This is a genomic window from Mediterraneibacter gnavus ATCC 29149 (genome assembly GCF_008121495.1).
GTDB classification, from domain to species: Bacteria; Bacillota; Clostridia; order Lachnospirales; family Lachnospiraceae; genus Mediterraneibacter; species Mediterraneibacter gnavus.
The window spans coordinates 2,526,955-2,546,914 of record NZ_CP043051.1; the positions used below are offsets into that span (position 1 = coordinate 2,526,955).

Annotated in this window: 18 protein-coding genes; 17 read left to right on the top strand and 1 reads right to left on the bottom strand. The window is 42.8% G+C overall.

The annotated features are described in order from the left end of the window. The 15 genes from FXV78_RS12455 to FXV78_RS12525 are packed head-to-tail and all read left to right on the top strand — an operon-like array spanning window position 1 to window position 16,806. Entirely contained in the window at window positions 1-1,227 is a 1,227-nt protein-coding gene (locus FXV78_RS12455) for a glycosyltransferase family 4 protein (protein ID WP_009243939.1), read from the top strand. 13 nt (window positions 1,228-1,240) lie between these two features. Next, the gene (locus FXV78_RS12460; protein ID WP_004843339.1) at window positions 1,241-2,308 is read left to right on the top strand and encodes a glycosyltransferase family 2 protein; all 1,068 of its coding nucleotides are present in this window, start codon (window positions 1,241-1,243) and stop codon (window positions 2,306-2,308) included. A gap of 3 nt (window positions 2,309-2,311) precedes the next feature. Further along, window positions 2,312-3,697 carry an O-antigen ligase family protein gene (locus tag FXV78_RS12465; protein ID WP_004843338.1) on the top strand — a complete coding sequence of 462 codons (1,386 nt, stop codon included), beginning with the start codon at window positions 2,312-2,314 and terminating at the stop codon, window positions 3,695-3,697. Between the two features lie 12 nt (window positions 3,698-3,709). Next, on the top strand, window positions 3,710-4,828 hold the full coding sequence (locus FXV78_RS12470; protein ID WP_004843337.1) for a glycosyltransferase: 1,119 nt from the start codon (window positions 3,710-3,712) through the stop codon (window positions 4,826-4,828). Beyond that, the gene (locus FXV78_RS12475; RefSeq protein WP_009243937.1) at window positions 4,816-5,820 is read left to right on the top strand and encodes a glycosyltransferase family 2 protein; all 1,005 of its coding nucleotides are present in this window, start codon (window positions 4,816-4,818) and stop codon (window positions 5,818-5,820) included. Before FXV78_RS12470 ends, FXV78_RS12475 begins: the two co-directional genes overlap by 13 nt. A 12-nt stretch (window positions 5,821-5,832) precedes the next feature. Next, a complete protein-coding gene (locus FXV78_RS12480) occupies window positions 5,833-6,840 on the top strand; it encodes a glycosyltransferase family 2 protein (protein WP_004843335.1) in 1,008 nt (335 codons plus the stop codon). Beyond that, window positions 6,841-8,295 (top strand): flippase, encoded by a 1,455-nt coding sequence (locus FXV78_RS12485; protein WP_004843334.1) that lies wholly within the window; start codon window positions 6,841-6,843, stop codon window positions 8,293-8,295. 40 nt (window positions 8,296-8,335) lie between these two features. After that, on the top strand, window positions 8,336-9,538 hold the full coding sequence (locus FXV78_RS12490; protein WP_004843333.1) for a hypothetical protein: 1,203 nt from the start codon (window positions 8,336-8,338) through the stop codon (window positions 9,536-9,538). Beyond that, window positions 9,535-10,797, top strand: a complete 1,263-nt coding sequence (locus FXV78_RS12495; RefSeq protein ID WP_004843332.1) for a hypothetical protein — start codon at window positions 9,535-9,537, stop codon at window positions 10,795-10,797. Before FXV78_RS12490 ends, FXV78_RS12495 begins: the two co-directional genes overlap by 4 nt. An 18-nt stretch (window positions 10,798-10,815) precedes the next feature. Beyond that, window positions 10,816-11,586 (top strand): WecB/TagA/CpsF family glycosyltransferase, encoded by a 771-nt coding sequence (locus FXV78_RS12500; protein WP_004843331.1) that lies wholly within the window; start codon window positions 10,816-10,818, stop codon window positions 11,584-11,586. Window positions 11,587-11,618: 32 nt separating this feature from the next. Next, the gene (locus tag FXV78_RS12505) at window positions 11,619-12,716 is read left to right on the top strand and encodes a glycosyltransferase family 1 protein (RefSeq protein ID WP_004843330.1); all 1,098 of its coding nucleotides are present in this window, start codon (window positions 11,619-11,621) and stop codon (window positions 12,714-12,716) included. Continuing rightward, entirely contained in the window at window positions 12,716-13,933 is a 1,218-nt protein-coding gene (locus tag FXV78_RS12510; RefSeq protein WP_004843329.1) for a protoporphyrinogen/coproporphyrinogen oxidase, read from the top strand. Before FXV78_RS12505 ends, FXV78_RS12510 begins: the two co-directional genes overlap by 1 nt. Window positions 13,934-13,945: 12 nt before the next feature. After that, a complete protein-coding gene (locus FXV78_RS12515) occupies window positions 13,946-14,731 on the top strand; it encodes a glycosyltransferase family 32 protein (protein ID WP_233447376.1) in 786 nt (261 codons plus the stop codon). Beyond that, a complete protein-coding gene (locus FXV78_RS12520) occupies window positions 14,728-15,681 on the top strand; it encodes a glycosyltransferase (RefSeq protein ID WP_004843327.1) in 954 nt (317 codons plus the stop codon). Before FXV78_RS12515 ends, FXV78_RS12520 begins: the two co-directional genes overlap by 4 nt. Window positions 15,682-15,702: 21 nt before the next feature. Next, a complete protein-coding gene (locus FXV78_RS12525; protein ID WP_004843326.1) occupies window positions 15,703-16,806 on the top strand; it encodes a DUF3048 domain-containing protein in 1,104 nt (367 codons plus the stop codon). A 34-nt stretch (window positions 16,807-16,840) separates the two neighbouring features. Here FXV78_RS12525 and FXV78_RS12530 read toward each other — a convergent pair whose 3' ends face one another. Further along, window positions 16,841-17,557, bottom strand: coding sequence for a gamma-glutamyl-gamma-aminobutyrate hydrolase family protein (locus FXV78_RS12530; RefSeq protein ID WP_004843325.1), 717 nt, complete (start codon window positions 17,555-17,557; stop codon window positions 16,841-16,843). Window positions 17,558-17,650: 93 nt separating this feature from the next. Between FXV78_RS12530 and FXV78_RS12535 the strand changes: the two genes are divergently transcribed. Together FXV78_RS12535 and uraA are read left to right on the top strand one after the other, a co-directional pair. After that, complete coding sequence (locus FXV78_RS12535) at window positions 17,651-18,592, top strand: dipeptidase (protein ID WP_009243929.1); 942 nt, start codon at window positions 17,651-17,653, stop codon at window positions 18,590-18,592. A gap of 95 nt (window positions 18,593-18,687) precedes the next feature. Further along, the gene (uraA, locus tag FXV78_RS12540) at window positions 18,688-19,950 is read left to right on the top strand and encodes a uracil permease (RefSeq protein WP_004843323.1); all 1,263 of its coding nucleotides are present in this window, start codon (window positions 18,688-18,690) and stop codon (window positions 19,948-19,950) included. The last annotated feature ends 10 nt before the right edge of the window (window positions 19,951-19,960 follow it).

Genomic DNA, 19,960 nt, shown 5'->3' on the forward strand with positions numbered 1-19,960 from the left:
ATGAGCAAAGTAGCAGTGATTACCATGGGAGTAAAATTGGACGGCGAAAAAGGATACACAAGATTTCGGTATTTGTGTGAATTTCTCGTGAAAAAAGGATACGAAGTAGATCTGATCACGACTACCTTTCAACATTGGGAAAAAAAGCAAAGGGATCTGGAATCTGTTGACCAGAAAAGCTACCCATTTGGGATCAAATTTATATATGAGCCGGGATATCGGAAAAATATCGATTTGAGAAGAGTAAGAAGTCATAAAATTGCAGCAGAAAATTTAAGAAAGTTACTGGAAAAAGAAGGGGACTATGATCTGATCTATGCAGAAATCCCTCCAAATGACGTGGCACTTGCAGCGGCAGAGTATGCGCATCGAAACAAGATCCCGTTTGTGGCAGATGTAAACGATCTCTGGCCGGAAGCAATGCGTATGGTTTTTGATATTCCGATCGTCAGCGATCTTTTATTTTATCCGCTCAAAAGGGATGCAGAAAAGGTGTATTCGCTGACATCCGGTGTCATTGGAACATCGGACGAATATCGTGACAGACCGTTTTTAAATCAAAAGCGGGATGTGTTAAAGGAAACGGTATATGTTGGAAATGAAATTTCCGTATTTGACAGAGAAGCAGAACAGCATGCGGATGAAGTACAAAAAGAGGAAGGCACATTTTGGGTGACATATGCAGGGACAATTGGAACGAGCTATGACATTCGTACCATGGTACTGGCTGCAGAGGAGTTGATGAAGCAGGGAAAAACGAAGATCCGGTTTCAGATACTGGGAGACGGTCCGACGAGAGAGATGCTGGAAAATCTGGCAAAAGAGCGCAAGATCCAAAATGTAAAATTTACAGGATATGTGCCGTATGAACAGATGGCGGCATATCTGGTGAAATCAGATGTTTTGATCAATTCGTTTGTGCGAAAGGCACCGCAAAGTATTGTCACGAAAATCGGAGATTATCTGGCGGCGGGAAAACCGATGATCAATACGTGTATGAGTCCGGAATTTCGAAAGAAAGTGGAGCAGGACGGATTTGGGATCAATATTGAGCCAGAAGACGTCAGGGAGCTGGTAAATGCCGTGGAGTGGATGTACGAAAATGAGGCAGAAAGAAACGACATGGGAAACCGGGCAAGGAAGATTGCAGAAGAACAGTTCGACCGACCGGTATCCTATGGGAAAATAGAAGCAATGATCAGCAGTCTGATCACAAAGAGAAAGTAAAGGCAGGATAAAAATGAGACCGGTATTTAGTGTGGTGATGCCAACATATGGTGTAGAAAAGTATATTGAGAAAGCAATCCGAAGTGTTCAGGCACAAACATTTGAAAACTGGGAGCTGCTTGTGATTGATGATTGTACTTGTGATCAAAGTGCAGAGATTGCCTGCGAAATTGCAAAAACAGATTCTCGTATCCGCATCGTACATCACGAAATAAACCAGGGGCTTAGTGCTGCAAGAAACACAGGGATCCAAGAGGCAGTCGGAGAATATATCTGGTTTATGGATCCGGATGATTGGGTGGAACCGGAATTGATGCAGGCTGTAGCGGCATCGTTGGAGAAAAACCGTGCAGAAATGGTTCTGTTTGGACTGCAGGAAGAGTATTATGCTCCGGACGGACACCTGCAGTATTCCCATCCGATCTCTCCGACAGAACAGTATTTTACCACTCAGGAAACACTGCGGAAAGAGTTCATCCGGCTGGAGCAGCAGACGCTGTATGGATATGCCTGGAACAAATTTTATAACCTGGATTATCTGAGATCACAGAATCTGTGGTATACCGATGTGAAATTGATCGAAGATATCAAATTTAATGTCGAATATTGTATGAATATTCAAAGAATGAATCTATTGGCAATCACACCGTACCATTATGCAAAACGAGTGGAAATGAACCTGACAAACAAATTTGTGGAAAATTATTATGAACTTCACGAATGGAGAATTGCGATGATACTCAATCAGTATCGCAGCTGGAAGCTTGATAATGAGAATGTACGGGCAATACTGGGCGGATTGTATGGAAGATATATTCTTTCCGCACTGCAGAGAAACTGCAGCAAAGAAGCAAACATGTCATATAGGATGCGAAAAAAATGGTGCAGGAATTTGTTTGAAAGACCTTTGTTCCGGGAATTGATACCGGGAGCGAAAGCGAAGGACAGCTTCAGTTTAAAAATTGCATTGAGATGTCTGAAATGGAAACAGGTTGGGCTCTGTCTGGTTTTAGGAAGAGGAATCTATCTGGTCAGAGAAAAGATGCCGGTACTTTACTCCAAAGTCAAGGCAGAAAGGTAAAAAATGATGACACGATTAAGGCGATACGAAGAGAACGTAGAATTGATCTTTAAAATTTTATATTTCCTGCTCGCAGCAGGAACATTTTGCCCGTTCATTTACGATTCATCGCTGCAGCCAATTCTGGTGAAAATGGTGCTGGGAGTTGGAGGGATTCTTCTATTTCTCCGGGCAGCGGATTGGAAGCATTACATTCGTATGCCGGGACTGTCGTGGATGGCGTTGTTCGTTCTGAGTTTTCTATTGTCCTCCTTTATGAACAGAAGATATGGAATGTCTGAAAATTTCAAATGGATGATCTGGATGATCTTGCAGATGGGATGTTTGTATACTTGTAAGCTGGATCGGAGCAGGGAATCTTATGAGAAGGAATTTCGGATTTTATCCCATGTGATGCTGGGGTACAGTATGATCGCAGCAATATGTTCTTTCTGGCAGCTGCTTCAGGGAACCGCACTGAAGTGGATCACACAAAGTGGTGAAGTCATGCTGTCAGGATACCACTGGGGAAGGCTGTGGGGCATTTATACCGATCCAAATTACGGTGCAGGATTTCATGCCCTTTGTACATTGATGGCGTTGTACTTTTTTTGGAATGTAAAAAAATGGTGGAGATACATCTATCTGTTTCCAATGCTGCTTTCTGTGCTGTACATCGGATTTTCAGATTCCAGAACCAGTGCATTGATGTTGTGCGCAGGATGTGGTGCGTATTTTCTGTTCACTCAGATACAGTCAGCAGATAAGAAGGACAGAACAAAGCGGGGGATTGCAGGAGGGCTGATGATCGCAGCGGCAGTGATCCTGGTATTTTCCGGAATGCATCTCATGAAAAAAGCATACAATCAGCAGCAGGTACCTGTGGCAGAAAATACGCAGGCGGTGGATCCGGTGCAGAAACCACAGGAGATACAAACCGGGAGAGAACAGGATCTGCAGAAGGACGTCAGCAATGGCCGGATTCAGCTCTGGAAAAGCGGTATTGAGATCTGGAAGACATCTCCGGTATATGGAACAGGGTATTCCACGGTGGTGGATTATGCAAAGGAGAACGTAAAAGGAACATACATTATAGAAAATTCGCAGGGAGATTACCACAATCTCCATAATCAGCTGATCAATGTGCTGGTGTATCAGGGAAGTATCGGGGCAATTTTGCTTGTAGGGATGTTTCTCTATTTTTGCCGGTATATTTGGAAAGCATTTCAAAAATCCGGGATAAGAAATTACGACGGGATGCTGTTATGTTCCATTTTGATGATATTGATCGCAATGATGTTTTTACTGGAAGGGTTTTATACCAATTCGCCGGGAGCATGTATATTCTGGGTATTTGGCGGATATCTGATCCATGGAATTTATCAGGATCAAGAGCAGACAGTGAAATAAAGGATGTAGTTTATGAAGAAGAAAATACTGGTCGGATATATTATGGATGGAACATCCGGAGGCATTGATCGCTACCTGCTTCGATTTATAGAGCAGGTATGGGAAGAAGACATTCAGATTGATTTTTTGAGTGACCGCAGTGCATACGAGCTGAAGAAAAGATTAGAAAAATATAAAAGCAGAGTGTTTCAGGTATCCAGTTTATGGCATCCTGTGACACAGTATCGGCAGATGCAAAAGATTATCCAAGAGAACGGGTATGATGTTGTATATTTGAATATTTCAACAGCAATGGATTTTATTGGCGCAAAAGCTGCAAAAGATGCCGGTGTGAAGGAAGTGATCCTTCACAGCCATTCGGGTGGAAATGACTGTGGGAATGTCTGTAAAAGACTGTTGTATGACGTACTGCACAAAATCTGCAGAACCTTTTTATTCCGTCTCGGAACACGGCATTATGCCTGTTCGAAATCAGCGGGATACTGGATGTATCCCAAACGAATCGTAGAATCCGAAGCATTCCAAATATTGTATAATGCAGTTGATATGGAGTATTACCGGTATGATGAAGAGATGAGAAAACAAGTGCGCATGGAAATGCAGGTTCCCCGGACAGATACGTTGGTTCTCGGACATGTTGGAAATTTCTGTTATCAGAAAAACCAGGAGTTTCTGGTTCGGGTGATGGCTGAGGTTTTAAAAAGATGTCCCAATGCCCGGTTATGGTGCCTTGGAAAAGGGGAAAATGAGCAAAAAATCCGAAAATTAGCACAAAAGTTTCATATAGAGGAACAGATACGGTTTCCGGGACAAAAAGAAGACATCGGATCTTATTATCAGGGAATGGATGTTTTTGTACTGCCCTCCAGATTTGAAGGACTTCCTCTTGTAGGGATAGAGGCACAGTGTATGCAGCTACCGTGTGTATTTAGTGATGCGATTACAAAAGAAGTTCAGATACAGGATCACTGTGTGTTTTTAAGCCTGCATAAATCACCGGAAATCTGGGCAGAAGAGATTTTAAAAATATCCAGGTATGACAGAACGCAGGTGCAGATGACAGAACAGATGAAGTGCTATACATTGGAAGAGCAGAGAAAACAGATGAGGAGATGGATATGTCTTTGGTAAGTATTATCGTTCCGGTATATAATGTGGAACCATACATTGAAACGTGCATACAAAGTCTGATTCGGCAGACCATGGGGAACATAGAAGTGATTCTTGTGGACGATGGTTCGACAGACCGAAGCGGTGAGCTTTGTGATCAATACGCCGAAGCAGATGAAAGAATCCGGGTCATACATAAACAGAACGGTGGGCTGAGTTCCGCAAGAAATGCCGGAATTTCGGCAGCGAAGGGGGAGTATCTGCTGTTTGTGGACAGTGATGATTATGTGTCTGCAAGCCTGGTGGAAAAGACGGTGTCATGTGCAGAACAGAATCAGGCAGATGTGGTTGTCTTTGACTATCAGGAAATCGAATTGTGCAGCGGAGGAAAACAAACAAGAACATCTGCATTGCCTGCCGGGCAGGTCATCCATGCAGAGAGTGTTCCACAGCTTCTGCTGATCACTCCATCTGCATGTAACAAGCTGTATAAACGCAGTTTTTGGGAAATGACACAGATTGTCTATCCGGAGGGAAGAAACTTTGAAGATCTGTCAGTCATTCCGCGGATTTTGCTGCAGGCGGGACGGGTCGTATATTTGGAAGGAGATCCTTTGTATTTTTACGTGCTCAGAGTAGGATCGATTATGCGGAGCGGAGCTTTTGAAAAGGGCTGGGAAGAGCGAAGAAAAGCAATTTCGGATGTAAGCAATCTGCTGGAAGAAAAAGGGATGGAACAACAGTACAAAAAAGAGCTGGAATATCTGGCATTTGAGCATTTATATTTTGTACCATCCAAAGAAGTGGTGTTAAAAGACAGAAACAATCCGTGCCTGAAAGAGTGGAGATCGTATTTGGATCTTCAGTATCCGGATTGGAAAGAGAATCCCTATATCCGACAGTTATCAGGAAAAGACAAAATCCTTTTATTGCTGCTCAGGCACAGATGCTATGCAGGAATGTGCATGTTGTCTGTACTGCGAAAAGGGATGGACAGGCTGAAAAACAAGTAACAGGAGATAAGAATGGAAAAAGTGTTAACAGTTGTGATTCCATCGTTCAATGTGGAAAAGTATTTGCGTCAGACGTTGGAATCCTTGAGAAATGAAGAGATTCTGGAAGATGTGGAAGTGTTGATCGTAGATGATGGTTCAACAGACGGCACAGCAAAGATTGGAAAAGAATATGAGAAACGTTATCCGCAGACCTATCGGGTGATTTCCAAAACAAACGGAGGACACGGTTCAACAATCAATTGCGGGATCGAACAGAGCAGAGGAACATTTTTCAAAGTCGTGGATGGAGATGACTGGGTCAATACAGAGGCATTGATCGAAGTGGTGCGCAGACTGAAAACATGCGGGGCCGACTATGTGGTGACAGATTATTGTGAAGTGAATGATAAGACAAAAGAGCAGGTGAGAAAACAGTTTCCTGCATTGGATGTCTGCAGAGAAATCCGATTTGAAAATGCGGCAGAGAAGGTGCAGATACCTATGCATGCGCTGATCATCAGAACGGATCTTTTAAAAACACATCAGATCCGTTTGGATGAACATTGTTTTTATGTGGATGTGGAGTATGTGCTGTTTCCGGTACCATATGTGGAAACCGTTGTATATTATCCGGAGCCTGTTTATATGTATCGTCTGGCACAGGAAACACAAAGCGTGAGCATCCGGGGATATCAAAGACATATACAAGATCATATCCGTGTGATTTTTCATCTGAGCCAATTTTTTGAGGAATACCGGGAAAATGCAGGAAATTCAGAAAAAACGGCGTATATTGCCAGACGGATCGCACAGATGATCGGAGATCAGGTTACCATTTTTTTGAGCTTTCCGGAGGAAAATACGGAGACACAGAAACAGTTTCTGGAGTTTGACAGACAATTGAGGAAAACGAGCAAAACGATCTATGAGCTGTCCGGAAGAGAAAGTGGGACACTTCGCCTTTTGAGAAGAACCGGATTCAGGGGGTATCGGCTCATCCGGAAACTGGCAAGAAAGAGAAACAATATGGAGGAATAAATGAAGATACATTCTGTCAAATACAATTTTATCATGAATGCGATTCTGACAGTGGCGGGAATCATCTTTCCGCTGATCACATTTCCTTATATTTCCAGAGTGCTTCTGGTAGAAGGAAGTGGAAAAGTAGCATTTGCGACATCTGTGGTCACATATTTTACAATGTTTGCCTCCTTGGGAATCCCGACATATGGGGTTCGGGCATGTGCGATTGTAAGAGACAACAAAGAAAAACTCTCCAAGACCGTTCAGGAACTGTTGATCATCAGTGGAGGAACAACACTTCTGACGTACATTGTGTTTGGAATTTCCCTGTTTGTTATACCGGAGTTTGCACAGGAGCGAACACTGCTTCTGATCGTTGGACTTGGGATCGGACTGAACACCATAGGAGTGCAGTGGCTGTATAATGCACTGGAACAGTATTCTTACATTACAACCTGTTCAATCTTATTTAAAGTGATCGGGATGATCCTGATGTTTTTACTGGTGAAAGAGAGCTCAGACTATCAGATTTACGGAGGCGTATATGTCATCGCATCCTTTGGATCTTATGTGCTGAACTTTATCTGTCTTAGAAAGTTTGTGACATTTCAGAAGACTGGTACCTATCAGTTCAAACAACATTTGAAGCACATCATGGTATTTTTTGCCATGTCAGCCGGTGCAAGTATTTACCTGAATCTGGATGTTGTGATGTTGCGTTTTTTGCAGAGCAATGAAGCGGTAGGATATTATAATGCAGGAATTAAGGTAAAGACAGTCCTGGTGACATGTGTGACATCGCTTGGAACCGTGCTGCTGCCAAGATTATCCTATTATATTGAGACAGCGGACAAAAAAGCGTTTCAGCTGATGGTGGGAAAGGCATTTCGGTTTGTATTTGTTGCTGCAAGTGCAGTGACCGTATATTTTAGTATTTTTGCCAGAGAATCCATTTTGCTGCTCTCAGGTGAGGCGTTTCTGCCTGCAGTCGGTCCGATGATGATTTTAATGCCCACGGTGCTTTTGATCGGACTTTCCAACGTCACTGGAATTCAGATTCTGACTCCAAATGGACGAGAACGGGAAGTCATGTATTCCATCTGGGGTGGTGCGATTCTGGATTTTGTGCTGAATCTGATCGTGATTCCTAAATTTTCAGCAAATGGAGCCGCTTTGTCAACACTTTTGGCAGAAGGGATGGTTCTTCTGCTTCAATGTTGGTTCTTGAGAGATGTGTTGTGGAGTTATATCCGGCAAGTACAATGCTGGAAAATCGTAATTGCACTGGCAGTGGCATCCGTAATGACGATTCCTGTTAAGATATGGATCGATTCCGGAGTGTTTGTAACACTTCTTGTATCGGCAATCGTATTTTTCGGAGGATATGCAGTGGTTCTTCTGCTCCTGAAAGAACCTTTTGTATCTGAAATTCTAAACTCGGGGATTCATGCGATTGTCCGAAAAAAATAGACGATGAAAAGAGAGAGATACAGATAGAGTGAGGGAAAATATGAAAGAGAAGTTACTGGAAAATAAAAAGAAAGTACTGGAAAATTTATATCTGACAGTGTTTGCGGTGTTTTGCCTGTATTTCTTTATGTGGACAACAACTTTTTGGGTGTCATGGCCAGATTTTTTTGTCAGTGATCTTCGAACGGTCATGATTGCCTTGATCGTAGTAAAGGCAAGTGTGAGCGAAAAAAAATCCAATTGGAAAGAGCTTGTCTTTGAAATTGGTTTGATCGCAGTATTTTTGGCAGTAAAAAACAGAAATGGACAAGAAATTCTGCTGGATACATTGCTTTTGATTTTGGGAGCCAAAGAAATCGCGTCAGAAAAGTTGATTCGTGTGTATACCGTGACGATCGCAACCGCATTGTTTGTAACCATCGGAGCCTCTTTGCTGGGAATCATTGAAAATCTGTCCTATGCACAGCCGGGAAGAATGACCAGAATGGCATTTGGAATCGGTTATCCGACAGATTTCGGGGCACACGTACTCTTTTTATTACTCTGCTATTTTTATTTGAGAAGAAAAAAAATACAATATGTGGAATTGGCAATTACGGTTCTGATCGGCGGACTGATCTACATTTTTTGCGGAGCAAGAACAAATGCGTTGTGTATCTGGCTGTTGGCAGGTGTCCTTTTCTATACCAAAATCAGAAGAGACGATGCAAAAAAAAGGAAAAAAGAGTATGAGATGGCATCATGGTTTTCTGGTCTGCTTGCATCGGCAGGAACCATCTGTGCTGCGGGAATCCTGATTTTATCGATGCTTTATACAAAAGGAAGCAGTATATTTTTGAAACTGGACTCAATCTTGAGTCAGCGGCTTTCTTTTTCCAAAAAAGGGATGGAGGTCTATGGATTTTCCATATTCGGACAGTATATTCCCATGCAGGGCAATGGAGGAAGTACAGAGACACCATTGAATTACTTTTTCCTGGACAGTTCCTATATTTCCATTTTGCTGCAGTATGGTCTGATCATGTTCGTGATGATTCTCATTTTGTGGGGGATCATCGGATTGAGAGCAAGAAAAGAAAAAGACTGGGTGCTTTTGTGGATTCTTGCGATCATTGCATTTCAGAGTATTATGGAACAGCATTTGCTGGATATTTCATATAATCCATTTCTTTGGATTTTGTTTGCAGAAACAGGAAAGAAAAGAAAACAGAAAAAAATAAGTGGAGCAGAGAAGAATATATGAAAAAAATGGAAAAAAAATGGCCTTTTGTTTTCAATGGCATCGTCATATTCTGTTTGATCCTGCTGATTCTGGGAATGCGCTGGCAGGCGAAAAAGGAAGAGTCAGAAGTATTAAATGTTACAGAAAGTCTTCAGAAAGAAAGTGAGATCACTTCTTTTTCAGAGGAAGAAGAGGCAGTGTTATATATGTTGAGTGCCTTGAAAAAGAACGACCTTGATATGGCACTTAGAGGATGTGCAATTGATGAGACAGCTCTGCAGATCAATTTTGTAAAGACAGCAGAGGAACTCCCGGGGATGCAGCTTATAGATCTGCCGGCTCCAACATCAGATTATTCGTATTATTTTCCGCTTACATCGGCAGAAATGACCAAAGCATATATTGAGCAGTTTGAAGAATTGTCGACAGAAATTCCGGAGATAGAGACGTTGGAAGTGCTGGAGATTGCAGAGAAAAAGGAGAAAGAACGAGAAGAACAGCTGGCAGAGTGTCTGGCGGCTCAGGAAGTCAGTGAACTGGAAATTTATGTGAAATGTGGGGAACAGAGTTACAGACTGGGGTTTACGGCAGTACAATATGAGAAAAACTGGAAAATCCATTCACTAAAAGAAGGGCTTCTCTATGAAACGGATATACCTGCCTGTGTGCAGATGGAAGAGATGCGCGAGGCAAAAAAAACGTATGTGCTTCCAAATCAGCTGACAGGTGCCAATTATTTTCAGGCGATGCCAATTTCAGAAAAAACACCGCAGCGGGCAGTGGAGCAGTTTATTTATGCAATTGAAAAGGGGGATCTGACAAGAGCGCTGGCGTTTGCAACAACAGAATCCAGTCAGGATACATCCCCGGAACTGTTGAAAAAACAGGGAGAATATGCAAAAGAGTTAAAAACAATGCTGTATGGATTTTTAGGTACGGAAGATGCAAGATTGTACGGGAAAAGCGAAGAACAGCTGAATAAGCTGCGCGGAAAGTTGAACCCGGAATATATGGTATATCTGGATTTGATCAAAGTGATTCCAATAGAAACTGAGGAAAATACAGAGACAGTCAAACAATATGCCGGATTATATTCATACAACGGGAAAAATTATCTGACAGGCTATACCCTTTGCAGACAGGAGGATGGATGGCAGATTCAGTCATTGAGTGCACCGGCACTGTCTCTTGAATCCGGAGAAGTGATGCGGCTGTCAAAAGAAGAAAGCCGAAAAACATCCGAGCAAAGTGTGTTAAAGGCAGAAAAAAATGAAAGATAGACAATCAAAGGAGAAAACATGGATCAGAAAAAAGTAGTTGATTTTTTAGGAATACAGCTGAACAACCTGACGGCGGAGGAGATTTTGGATCATGTAGATCAGTGTATTGCACAGAGAAAAATCTGCCAGATCGTCGGAGTGAATGTGGATCAGGCGCTGCGGGTGATCGAAAATCCCGTTTCTAAAAAAATATTTGAGGATGCGGAAATCGTATTTACAGATGGAAAACCGATCATTTGGATGGCAAAATGGTTAAAACGTCCAATCGTTGAAAAAATTTCAGGTCCGGATTTAATGGAATTATTGTGTGAACGGGCTGCGAAAAAAGGATACCGGATATTTTTGCTGGGAGCAGGTCCGGGAGTAGCCGCAAATGCAGCCAAAAATCTGGAACAAAGATATCCGGGATTTCAGTGTGCAGGTACCTATTCCCCACCGATGGGGTTTGAAAAAGATCCAAAGGAGATGGAAAAAATCATCTCAATGTTAAAAGAATCTCAGGCAGATCAGCTTTTTGTGGGAATGGGTTCCCCGAAGCAGGATATTTTCATTTATGAAAATATGCAAAAATATCAGATTCCTGTGTCCTATTCTATGGGAGCGGCATTGGATTTTATCGGAGGAAGTGTAAAACGTGCGCCGAAATGGATGTGTGATTATGGGTTGGAATGGCTGCATCGCTGTATGACAAATCCAAAGCGTCTTGTAAAACGATATGTGGAAGATCTGCGGATTTTCTCTTATTACAGAAAGTTCCGCAGACAGGAGAAAAAAGCAGGTCGTCTTTAAAAAGTCGTGCCTGGGAAAGGAATTTGGCAGATATGATAAAAGTACTGGTGGTCGAAACGACAAAGTGTGGATATGATGGAATCACAAATGTGATCAAAAATTATTTTTTATATCAGGAAGATCCCGAAATCCAGATGGACCTGGTGACGATCAATGAAGCTGTTCCGGAATTGAAAACATTTTTGGAACAAAAAGGCCGGAGAAACTATCAATTGCCCTACCGGAATCGAAATCCGCTGAAATATGTGATGAAGCTGCGAAAAATCCTGAAAGAAGGAGGGTATCAGATTATCCATGTACATGGATGCAGTGGAACGATGGCAGTAGAAATGCTGGCGGCAAAATTAGCAGGGATCAAAGTAAGAGCTGCACATGCACATAGTACAGCATGTACACATACAACAAGTGACAAAATACTGCGCCCCTTCTTTTTGAAGTGGTGTAATTGCAGATATGCGTGCAGTGATGCGGCAGGAAAATGGCTGTACAAAGGGATGCCGTTTTCTCTGATTTCAAATGGGATCGATCTGGAAAAATTTCAGTATGATCCGGTTGTCAGAGAAAGGCTAAGAAACGAATATGACTTAGAGGACAAACTGGTTATTGGTCATGTTGGAAGGTTTTGTGAGGAAAAGAATCATAAAAAGATTCTGGAAATTGCAAAAGAGCTTCAAAAAAGGCATCAGAAGATAAAACTGGTGTTTGTAGGGGACGGACCGCTGAAGCAGGAAACCGAGGAGAAGGCCCGAGAGGACAAGCTGGATGTATTATTTGTGGGATTAAGTGATGTGGTAGAACAATGGCTTCAGGCAATGGATGTGTTTGTCTTTCCGTCTTTGTTTGAAGGATTGCCTTTGGGCCTGGTTGAGGCACAGGCAGCCGGACTTCCGTGTATTTTGAGCGACAGAATCGCTTCCATGACAAAGATTATTGATGAAGTTCAATTTTTAAAACTGGAAGCATCGGATCAAGTCTGGGCAGATGCGGTTTTGAAAGAAGCCGCGGAAAATGACAGAATAAAAAATCAGGAGAAGATTAAGCAGCAGTTGAGAGACAGGAATTTTGATATAAGGCTGAATTGTAAACAACTTGCAAAGCGATATCAGGAATTATGGAGAGGTGTGAACTAATGAAGATGAAATATTTGATTCTTGGAGCAGGACCTTCCGGTTTGACGCTCGCAAACAGACTGAAACAGATGGGAGAAACTTCATTTTTCGTATTGGAAAAAGAAAAAGAGGCCGGAGGACTTTGTCGTTCCACCCAGGTAGATGGTTCTCCGTTTGATATTGGAGGCGGACATTTTCTGGATGTGAGACGTCCAAAAGTGAACGAATTCCTGTTTCAATTTATGCCGGAGGAGGAGTGGGAAAAATTTGACAGAGACAGCAGGATTGCAGTCAACGGAGATGTGATCAGCCATCCGATCGAAGCAAATATCTGGCAGATGAAACTGGAAAATCAAGTAGAGTATTTAAAATCCATTGCAGTGGCAGGTTGTAACCTGAAAGAGGAAATGCCACAGGAGTTTGTGTCCTGGATCTACTGGAAACTGGGAGATAAGATCGCAGAGAACTATATGATTCCGTATAACCAGAAAATGTTCGGAGAGGATCTGAACCAGCTGGGGACATACTGGCTGGAAAAATTGCCAAATGTCAGCTTTGAAGAGACTCTTTTGAGTTGTCTGACGAAAAAAGCATATGGAGAGCAGCCGGGACATGCTCAGTTCTTTTATCCAAAAAAATATGGATATGGGGAATTATGGCTGAGAATGGCAGAAGAAATCAAAGGACAGATTAAGTACGATGCATCGGTTCACGCGATTGATTTTGATACCAATACAGTGACAACAAAAGAGGGGGAAACGTATTCTGCAGATGTGATCATTTCTACGATTCCCTGGATGGAATTTGCAAAGATCACAGGAATGCCGCAGGAGTTGAAGGAAAAAATCGGACATCTGAAATACAGCTCTGTTCAGACGGCGTATTTCCCGGACAATCTGGACACAGAAGCACAGTGGGTCTACTATCCGGATCCGGAACTGTCTTATCATAGAATTCTGGTGCGTCATAATTTCTGTAATGGAAGCAAAGGATATTGGACGGAATGTAACAGTACAAGAGTGGACGAAACAACAGAAAGTACCTTTCAATATATGAACCAGTACGCGTATCCGCTCAATACCATCGGGAAGCCAGAGATCATGAAGGAGTTGCTGGAGTGGGCAAAAACACGCCGCGTGTATGGTCTTGGAAGATGGGGAGAACATCAGCATTACAATTCCGATCTGGTCGTAGAACTTGCCCTGAAGATGGCAGAAGAATTAAACAGTGCACAATAAAACACGGGAGGAGTGTATAACGAAACAGCGTTATACCATCAAAACATGGAAAAAATACCGCATATTATTCATTATTGCTGGTTTGGGAGAAATCCCAAATCAGAATTGGTATTAAACTGTATAGAATCCTGGAAGAAATATCTTCCAGGCTATGAAATACGGGAATGGAACGAAGACAATTATGATGTGACACAAGTAAACTTTGTAAAGGAAGCCTATGAAAATCAAAAGTGGGCATTTGTATCAGATTATGTGAGATTTGATGTATTGTATCAGTTTGGTGGAATTTATTTTGATACCGATGTGGAATTGCTCAAGCCAATTCCGGAAGAAATCTTGGCGAAACGTGCGTTTACCGGATTTGAAAGTACAAAATTGATCAGTCCGGGTCTGGTGATGGGATCGATCAAAGGACTGAATCTGATTTCGGAGATTTTGGAAGAATATCAGAAATCCTCGTTTCTTGTAGACGGCAGACCGTGTTATAAGACTGTCAATGCATATACAAGCGAAGTGATGGGCAGACGAGGATTTCTGACAAATGGTGAATACCAGGAAATTGACGGCATTGCCGTTTATCCTACCGAATATTTTTGCGCTGTGGATCTGGATGTGCATGAAAAGGTAATTACAGATAAGACAATAGCAGTACATCATTATGCAGGATCCTGGCTGCAGCCATCCCTGAAAAGAAAAGTACAGAATGTATTGAAAAAGACAATCGGGGTAGAAAATTACCGGAAGTTGTTGCATTTGAAACGAAAGATCGTAAAAAAGGCAGATGGAGAATCAAAATGAAAGAACAGAAAGTTTATGTTGCAATTGTTACATATAACAGAAAAGAATATCTTTTGAATTTGCTGGAAGCATTGCAGCAGTCAGAGAAAAAGATATCAGGAATTCTGTTGCTGGATAATAAAAGTACAGATGGAACCAATCAGACATTGATGGAAATTGGATTTACAGAAAAAGATGACATAGGAGTTCTTCATGAAAACACATGGAAATCCATGAAAACATATTATTTCCGAAATACGGAAAATGCAGGAGGGGCAGGTGGATTTGCAAAATTGTTTGAACTTTCGATGTCGCTTTCCTGGGATTATCTGTGGGTGATGGACGACGATGTATATCCGGAACCGGACTGTCTGACCAATTTGCTGAAATACATTGGAAAAGATGCAGGGGTCTGTATCCCATCAAGAAGTGACGGCCGATATGAGGATGAAGTGGTAGTTGGAATCAATTTAAAAAGTGCATTCCGATATGCAGAAAAGAGAAAAAATGTGATCCGGGGCGGAAATTTGACACAGGACTATGTAGAAGTGGTAGATATGCCATTTGAAGGACCTTTGTTTACAAGGGAGATTGTGGAAAAAACAGGAGTTCCAGACAAAAATTATATCATTTTATATGATGATTCCGATTATGCAAGAAGAGCTTTGAACTATACCAAAATACGCTATATCCCGTCTGCAATGCTTCACAAAGCAATCATCCCGGTGAGGGATAAGAAGCAGTGCATGACCTGGAAAGATTACTACAGCTACAGAAATTCCATTCATTTTATTCATTTATACGGAGAAAGCTGGAGAGCAAAACACCTGTGTCCGATTTACATGGCAGCAGAACTGATCCTACGGGCGCTGGTCCGCAGAAAGTATTCCAATATCAAAGTAATCTTGCGGGCATACCGTGACGGGGTACATGAGAATATGGGAAAAACAGTGGAACCGGGAGCTTTTTAACAGGAAGAAAGAAGGGATAAAATGTGGAAACAGTGGAAAAAAGCGGCTGTGGTTTTGATGGCATGCACGATGCTTTTGAATATGACTGGCTGTAAAAAGCAGGAAGAGAAACTAAAAGAGCCTCAAACGGAACAGAAAACCAGGCAAAAGGATGAAAAAGAGGCAGAGAGCAAAGAGGAAACGATTCCGGCGAATCAAAATCTGCTGACCGGTCTTGCAGACCTGTCCGAGACAGCAATTGGAAAACGTCCGGTTGCAGTTATGGTGAACAATCATGAAGCGGCACGTCCGCAATATGGAATTGCACAGGCGGACATTCTATATGAGATTCCGGTGGAAGGCGATATTACAAGATTGATGGCTCTCTATGCAGACTATACGAAAGTTCCACAAATCTGTCCGATTCGAAGCTGCCGCTATTATTTTCCGGCATTGTCTCAGGGGTATGATGCTTTTTATGTAAACTGGGGCATTGATGATGGTATCGCGGATTATCTGGAGGCGCTTCAGCTGGACCAGTATGATGGGATTTATAATGCAGGAGGTCTTTTTGGCCGCGATGAAAACAGACTGGCAGCCGGCTATTCTCTGGAACATACAGGATACTTTGACGGAACAAGATTTGGTGAGGTGGCGCAGGCTGAAGGGCGCAGGATGGATCTTGCGGAGGATATGAGACGCACGGCATTTCAGTTCGGCAGCTTCAAGGAGCCGGTAAGTCCAAAAGGGGAAAGCTGTAAAAAAGTGGAAATCAATTTTGGAGCTTGTGTCTCATCATTTGAGTATGATGAAGCAACAGGAACATATCAAAAAAGCATGAACGGAACACCGCACATAGATGGAAATACAAATCAGCCGCTTACATTTATCAATCTGTTTGTTCTGGAAACGGAAATTTCTGTGCGTGATGAAGTAGGACATAAAAATCTGGATTGGGATGGCGGTTCTGACAGTGTAGGATATTACATTTCAAATGGGATGATACAAAAGGTACAGTGGGCAAAAGAACCGAACAATGAGAGATCAAAACTTGCCTTTTACGATGAAACAGGAAATGAAATCAAAGTGAACCGCGGAAAAAGTTATATTGCACTCAATTATGCAAATCAGGCAACATTTCAATAAAAGTATAAAAACGGAACCGATGTGGGTTCCGTTTTTAGTTTTGGGCGGCTGTAATAAAGCCACGGAAAAGTCGCCGCATCTTTTCGCTGCTTCGAAACATACATTCCGGATGCCACTGAACTCCAATGGCAAAAGGATGAGAAGAATGCTCGATGGCTTCTATCGTCTGATCCGGGGCAAGAGCGCTGACTTTCAGATCAACTCCCGGCCTGTCGATCGCCTGATGGTGGAAGCTGTTGACGTAAACAGATCGGCCAAGACAGGAAAAGAGTCTGGAAGACCTTTCAATCCGGACAGGATGGCTGACATCACTGCGGGAGTCAGATCGCTGCATATGATCAAGAGATTCTCCAGGCTGGTAGCGGATATCCTGAAACATGGTTCCCTGACAGGCAGTATTGAAAATCTGCATTCCGCGACAGATGGAAAATACAGGTTTTGCAGAAGACAGAATCAGCTTCATCAGGCGGATCTGAAACAGATCCAGTGTGATATTGGTGTTTCCGATGCCTTCTCTGGGTTCCTGACCAAATAACAAAGGCGTGATGTCATTTCCGCCGCAGAAGAGAAAACCATCGCACAGCCGTAGATATTGTTCAAGCATGGTATCTGAGCGGATCAGCGGAAGCAGGATGGGGATACCGCCGGAATACCGGACAGACTGAATATAAGGATTGGATACAAACTGGCGGTTGTCCGACAATCCGCAGACAACAATGCCGATCAAAGGTTTTGCAGATTCAGATTTCATTTTTGCGTCTCCTGTCATATAATAGTGATGGTTTTAGCATATGTAAAAAAAGAAGCGCTTATACGTAAATCCGAAACAAAAAAGGAGAAGAAAATGAGAAAATGGATCGATATGCACTGTGATACATTGAGTGAGCTGCTGTCGGCAGAAACGCTGGAGGAGAACAGTCTTTGTGTGGATCGAAAGAGAATGGAACAGACCAAAATGCTGGCGGAATTTTTTGCATGTTTTGTATGTGTACCAGATGGAAAGTGGGAAGAAGCATACCAGAAGGTGATCGAGATGATTGCCCGTATGGAGCGTGAGACAAAAGAAAATAAGAAATTAAAGCTTATAAAAACAGCAAAAGAGTTAGAATATGCAGAACGGGAGGAACTCAATCTGGCACTGCTGACCGTGGAAGAAGGCGGCGTTTTAAATGGAAACAGAAACCGCCTTGAAGAACTGTATCAGAGAGGTGTCCGCCTAATCACACTGACATGGAATTATGAAAATTGCATCGGATATCCGAACAGCAGAAATGCACAGGAGATGCAAAAGGGATTGAAATCTTTTGGAAAACAGATGGTAGAAGAAATGAACGAAAGAGGAATGCTGGTGGATGTTTCTCACTTGTCAGACGGTGGCTTTTGGGATTGTATCCGGCTGAGCAAAAAACCGATTATAGCGTCTCATTCTAATGCCCGCGCACTTTGTGCGCACCCGCGAAATCTTTCGGATGAGATGCTTTGTGCACTCGGGGAATGCGGAGGTGTTGTGGGACTTAATTTTTATCCGCAGTTTTTACAAAGCGATCGGTCAGCGGAGGTTTTGGATATTGCAAAGCATGGGATGCATATCCTGCAAAAAGCCGGAGAGGATTCTGTGGCACTGGGAACAGATTTCGATGGATTTGAGGCAGGGCAGAACTGGCTTCGCGGGATTGAAGAGATCGAGTGTGTATGGGATGCTTTGAAAAAGGCAGGAATGACGGAACGTCAGCTGGATAAGCTTTCGTATCAGAATGTCAAAAGAGTGCTTGAGGAAGTGCTTTAAATATTTCTCAAAACAAAGTCTGGTTATCGGCAGGAGAATCTGGTACAATAGGAAAGATTGAAACTACAAAGGAAAAGGATAGGGAGGATTTTTCAATGGAAAATCAGAAAATCATTCAGGTGGAAGAAAAAGTGCCCTTTAAGATGCTGCTTCCACTGAGTATTCAGCACATGTTTGCCATGTTCGGGGCATCCGTGCTTGTTCCGTTTGTGTTCGGGATCAACCCGGCAGTTGTACTGTTTATGAACGGAATCGGAACACTGCTATTTATCTTGATCACAAAGGGAAAAGCTCCGGCATATTTAGGTTCCAGTTTTGCATTTCTTGCTCCGGCAGGAGTTGTGATCAGCAAATGGGGATACGAGTATGCGCTGGGTGGATTCGTTGCAGTCGGATTTCTGGGCTGCATTCTGGCGCTGATCATCTATAAGTTCGGGTCTGACTGGATCCATGTAGTACTGCCGCCGGCAGCCATGGGACCGGTTGTTGCACTGATCGGTCTGGAACTGGCAGGAACTGCGGCATCCAATGCAGGATTAAAAGACGAGGTGATCGATCCGAAGAATGTGATCGTATTTCTTGTGACTTTAGGAGTTGCAGTGCTTGGATCAGTGGTATTCCGTAAGTTTTTTGCGGTAATTCCGATTCTGATCGCGATCATTGCCGGATATGTGGCCGCTGTTATCTGTGGAATTGTCGATTTCTCAAGTGTGAGTACGGCGTCCTGGCTGGCAATTCCGAATTTTTCTGCACCGAAATTCAAGTGGGAGGCAATCGTCATTGTGCTGCCGGTTCTTCTTGTGATCGCTTCCGAGCATATCGGACATCAGATCGTGACGAGTAAGATCATCGGCAGAGACTTGCTGAAGGAACCTGGACTTCACCGTTCTCTTTTTGCAGATAACTTTTCCACTATGATCTCCGGATTTATCGGTTCTGTACCGACAACGACTTACGGGGAAAATATCGGAGTGATGGCAATGACAAAGGTATACAGTGTATATGTGATCGGAGGAGCAGCTGTTCTTTCTATTATTTGTTCCTTTATTGGAAAACTGACAATGCTGATTAATTCCATTCCTGGACCGGTTATCGGTGGAATTTCGTTCCTGCTTTACGGAATGATCGGAACTTCCGGTATCCGTATTCTGGTAGAAGAGCAGGTGGATTACGGCCGTTCCAGAAATATGGCAATGACATCCGTGATCTTTGTGACAGGATTGTCCGGAATTTCCGTAGAATTTGGCGGGATTCAGCTTTCCGGAATGGTACTTGCCTGTGTGACAGGAATGCTGATGGGACTTCTGTTCTTTGTACTGGATCAATTAAAACTGACAAATGACAGAGAGACAGAATAAACAGCTGTTT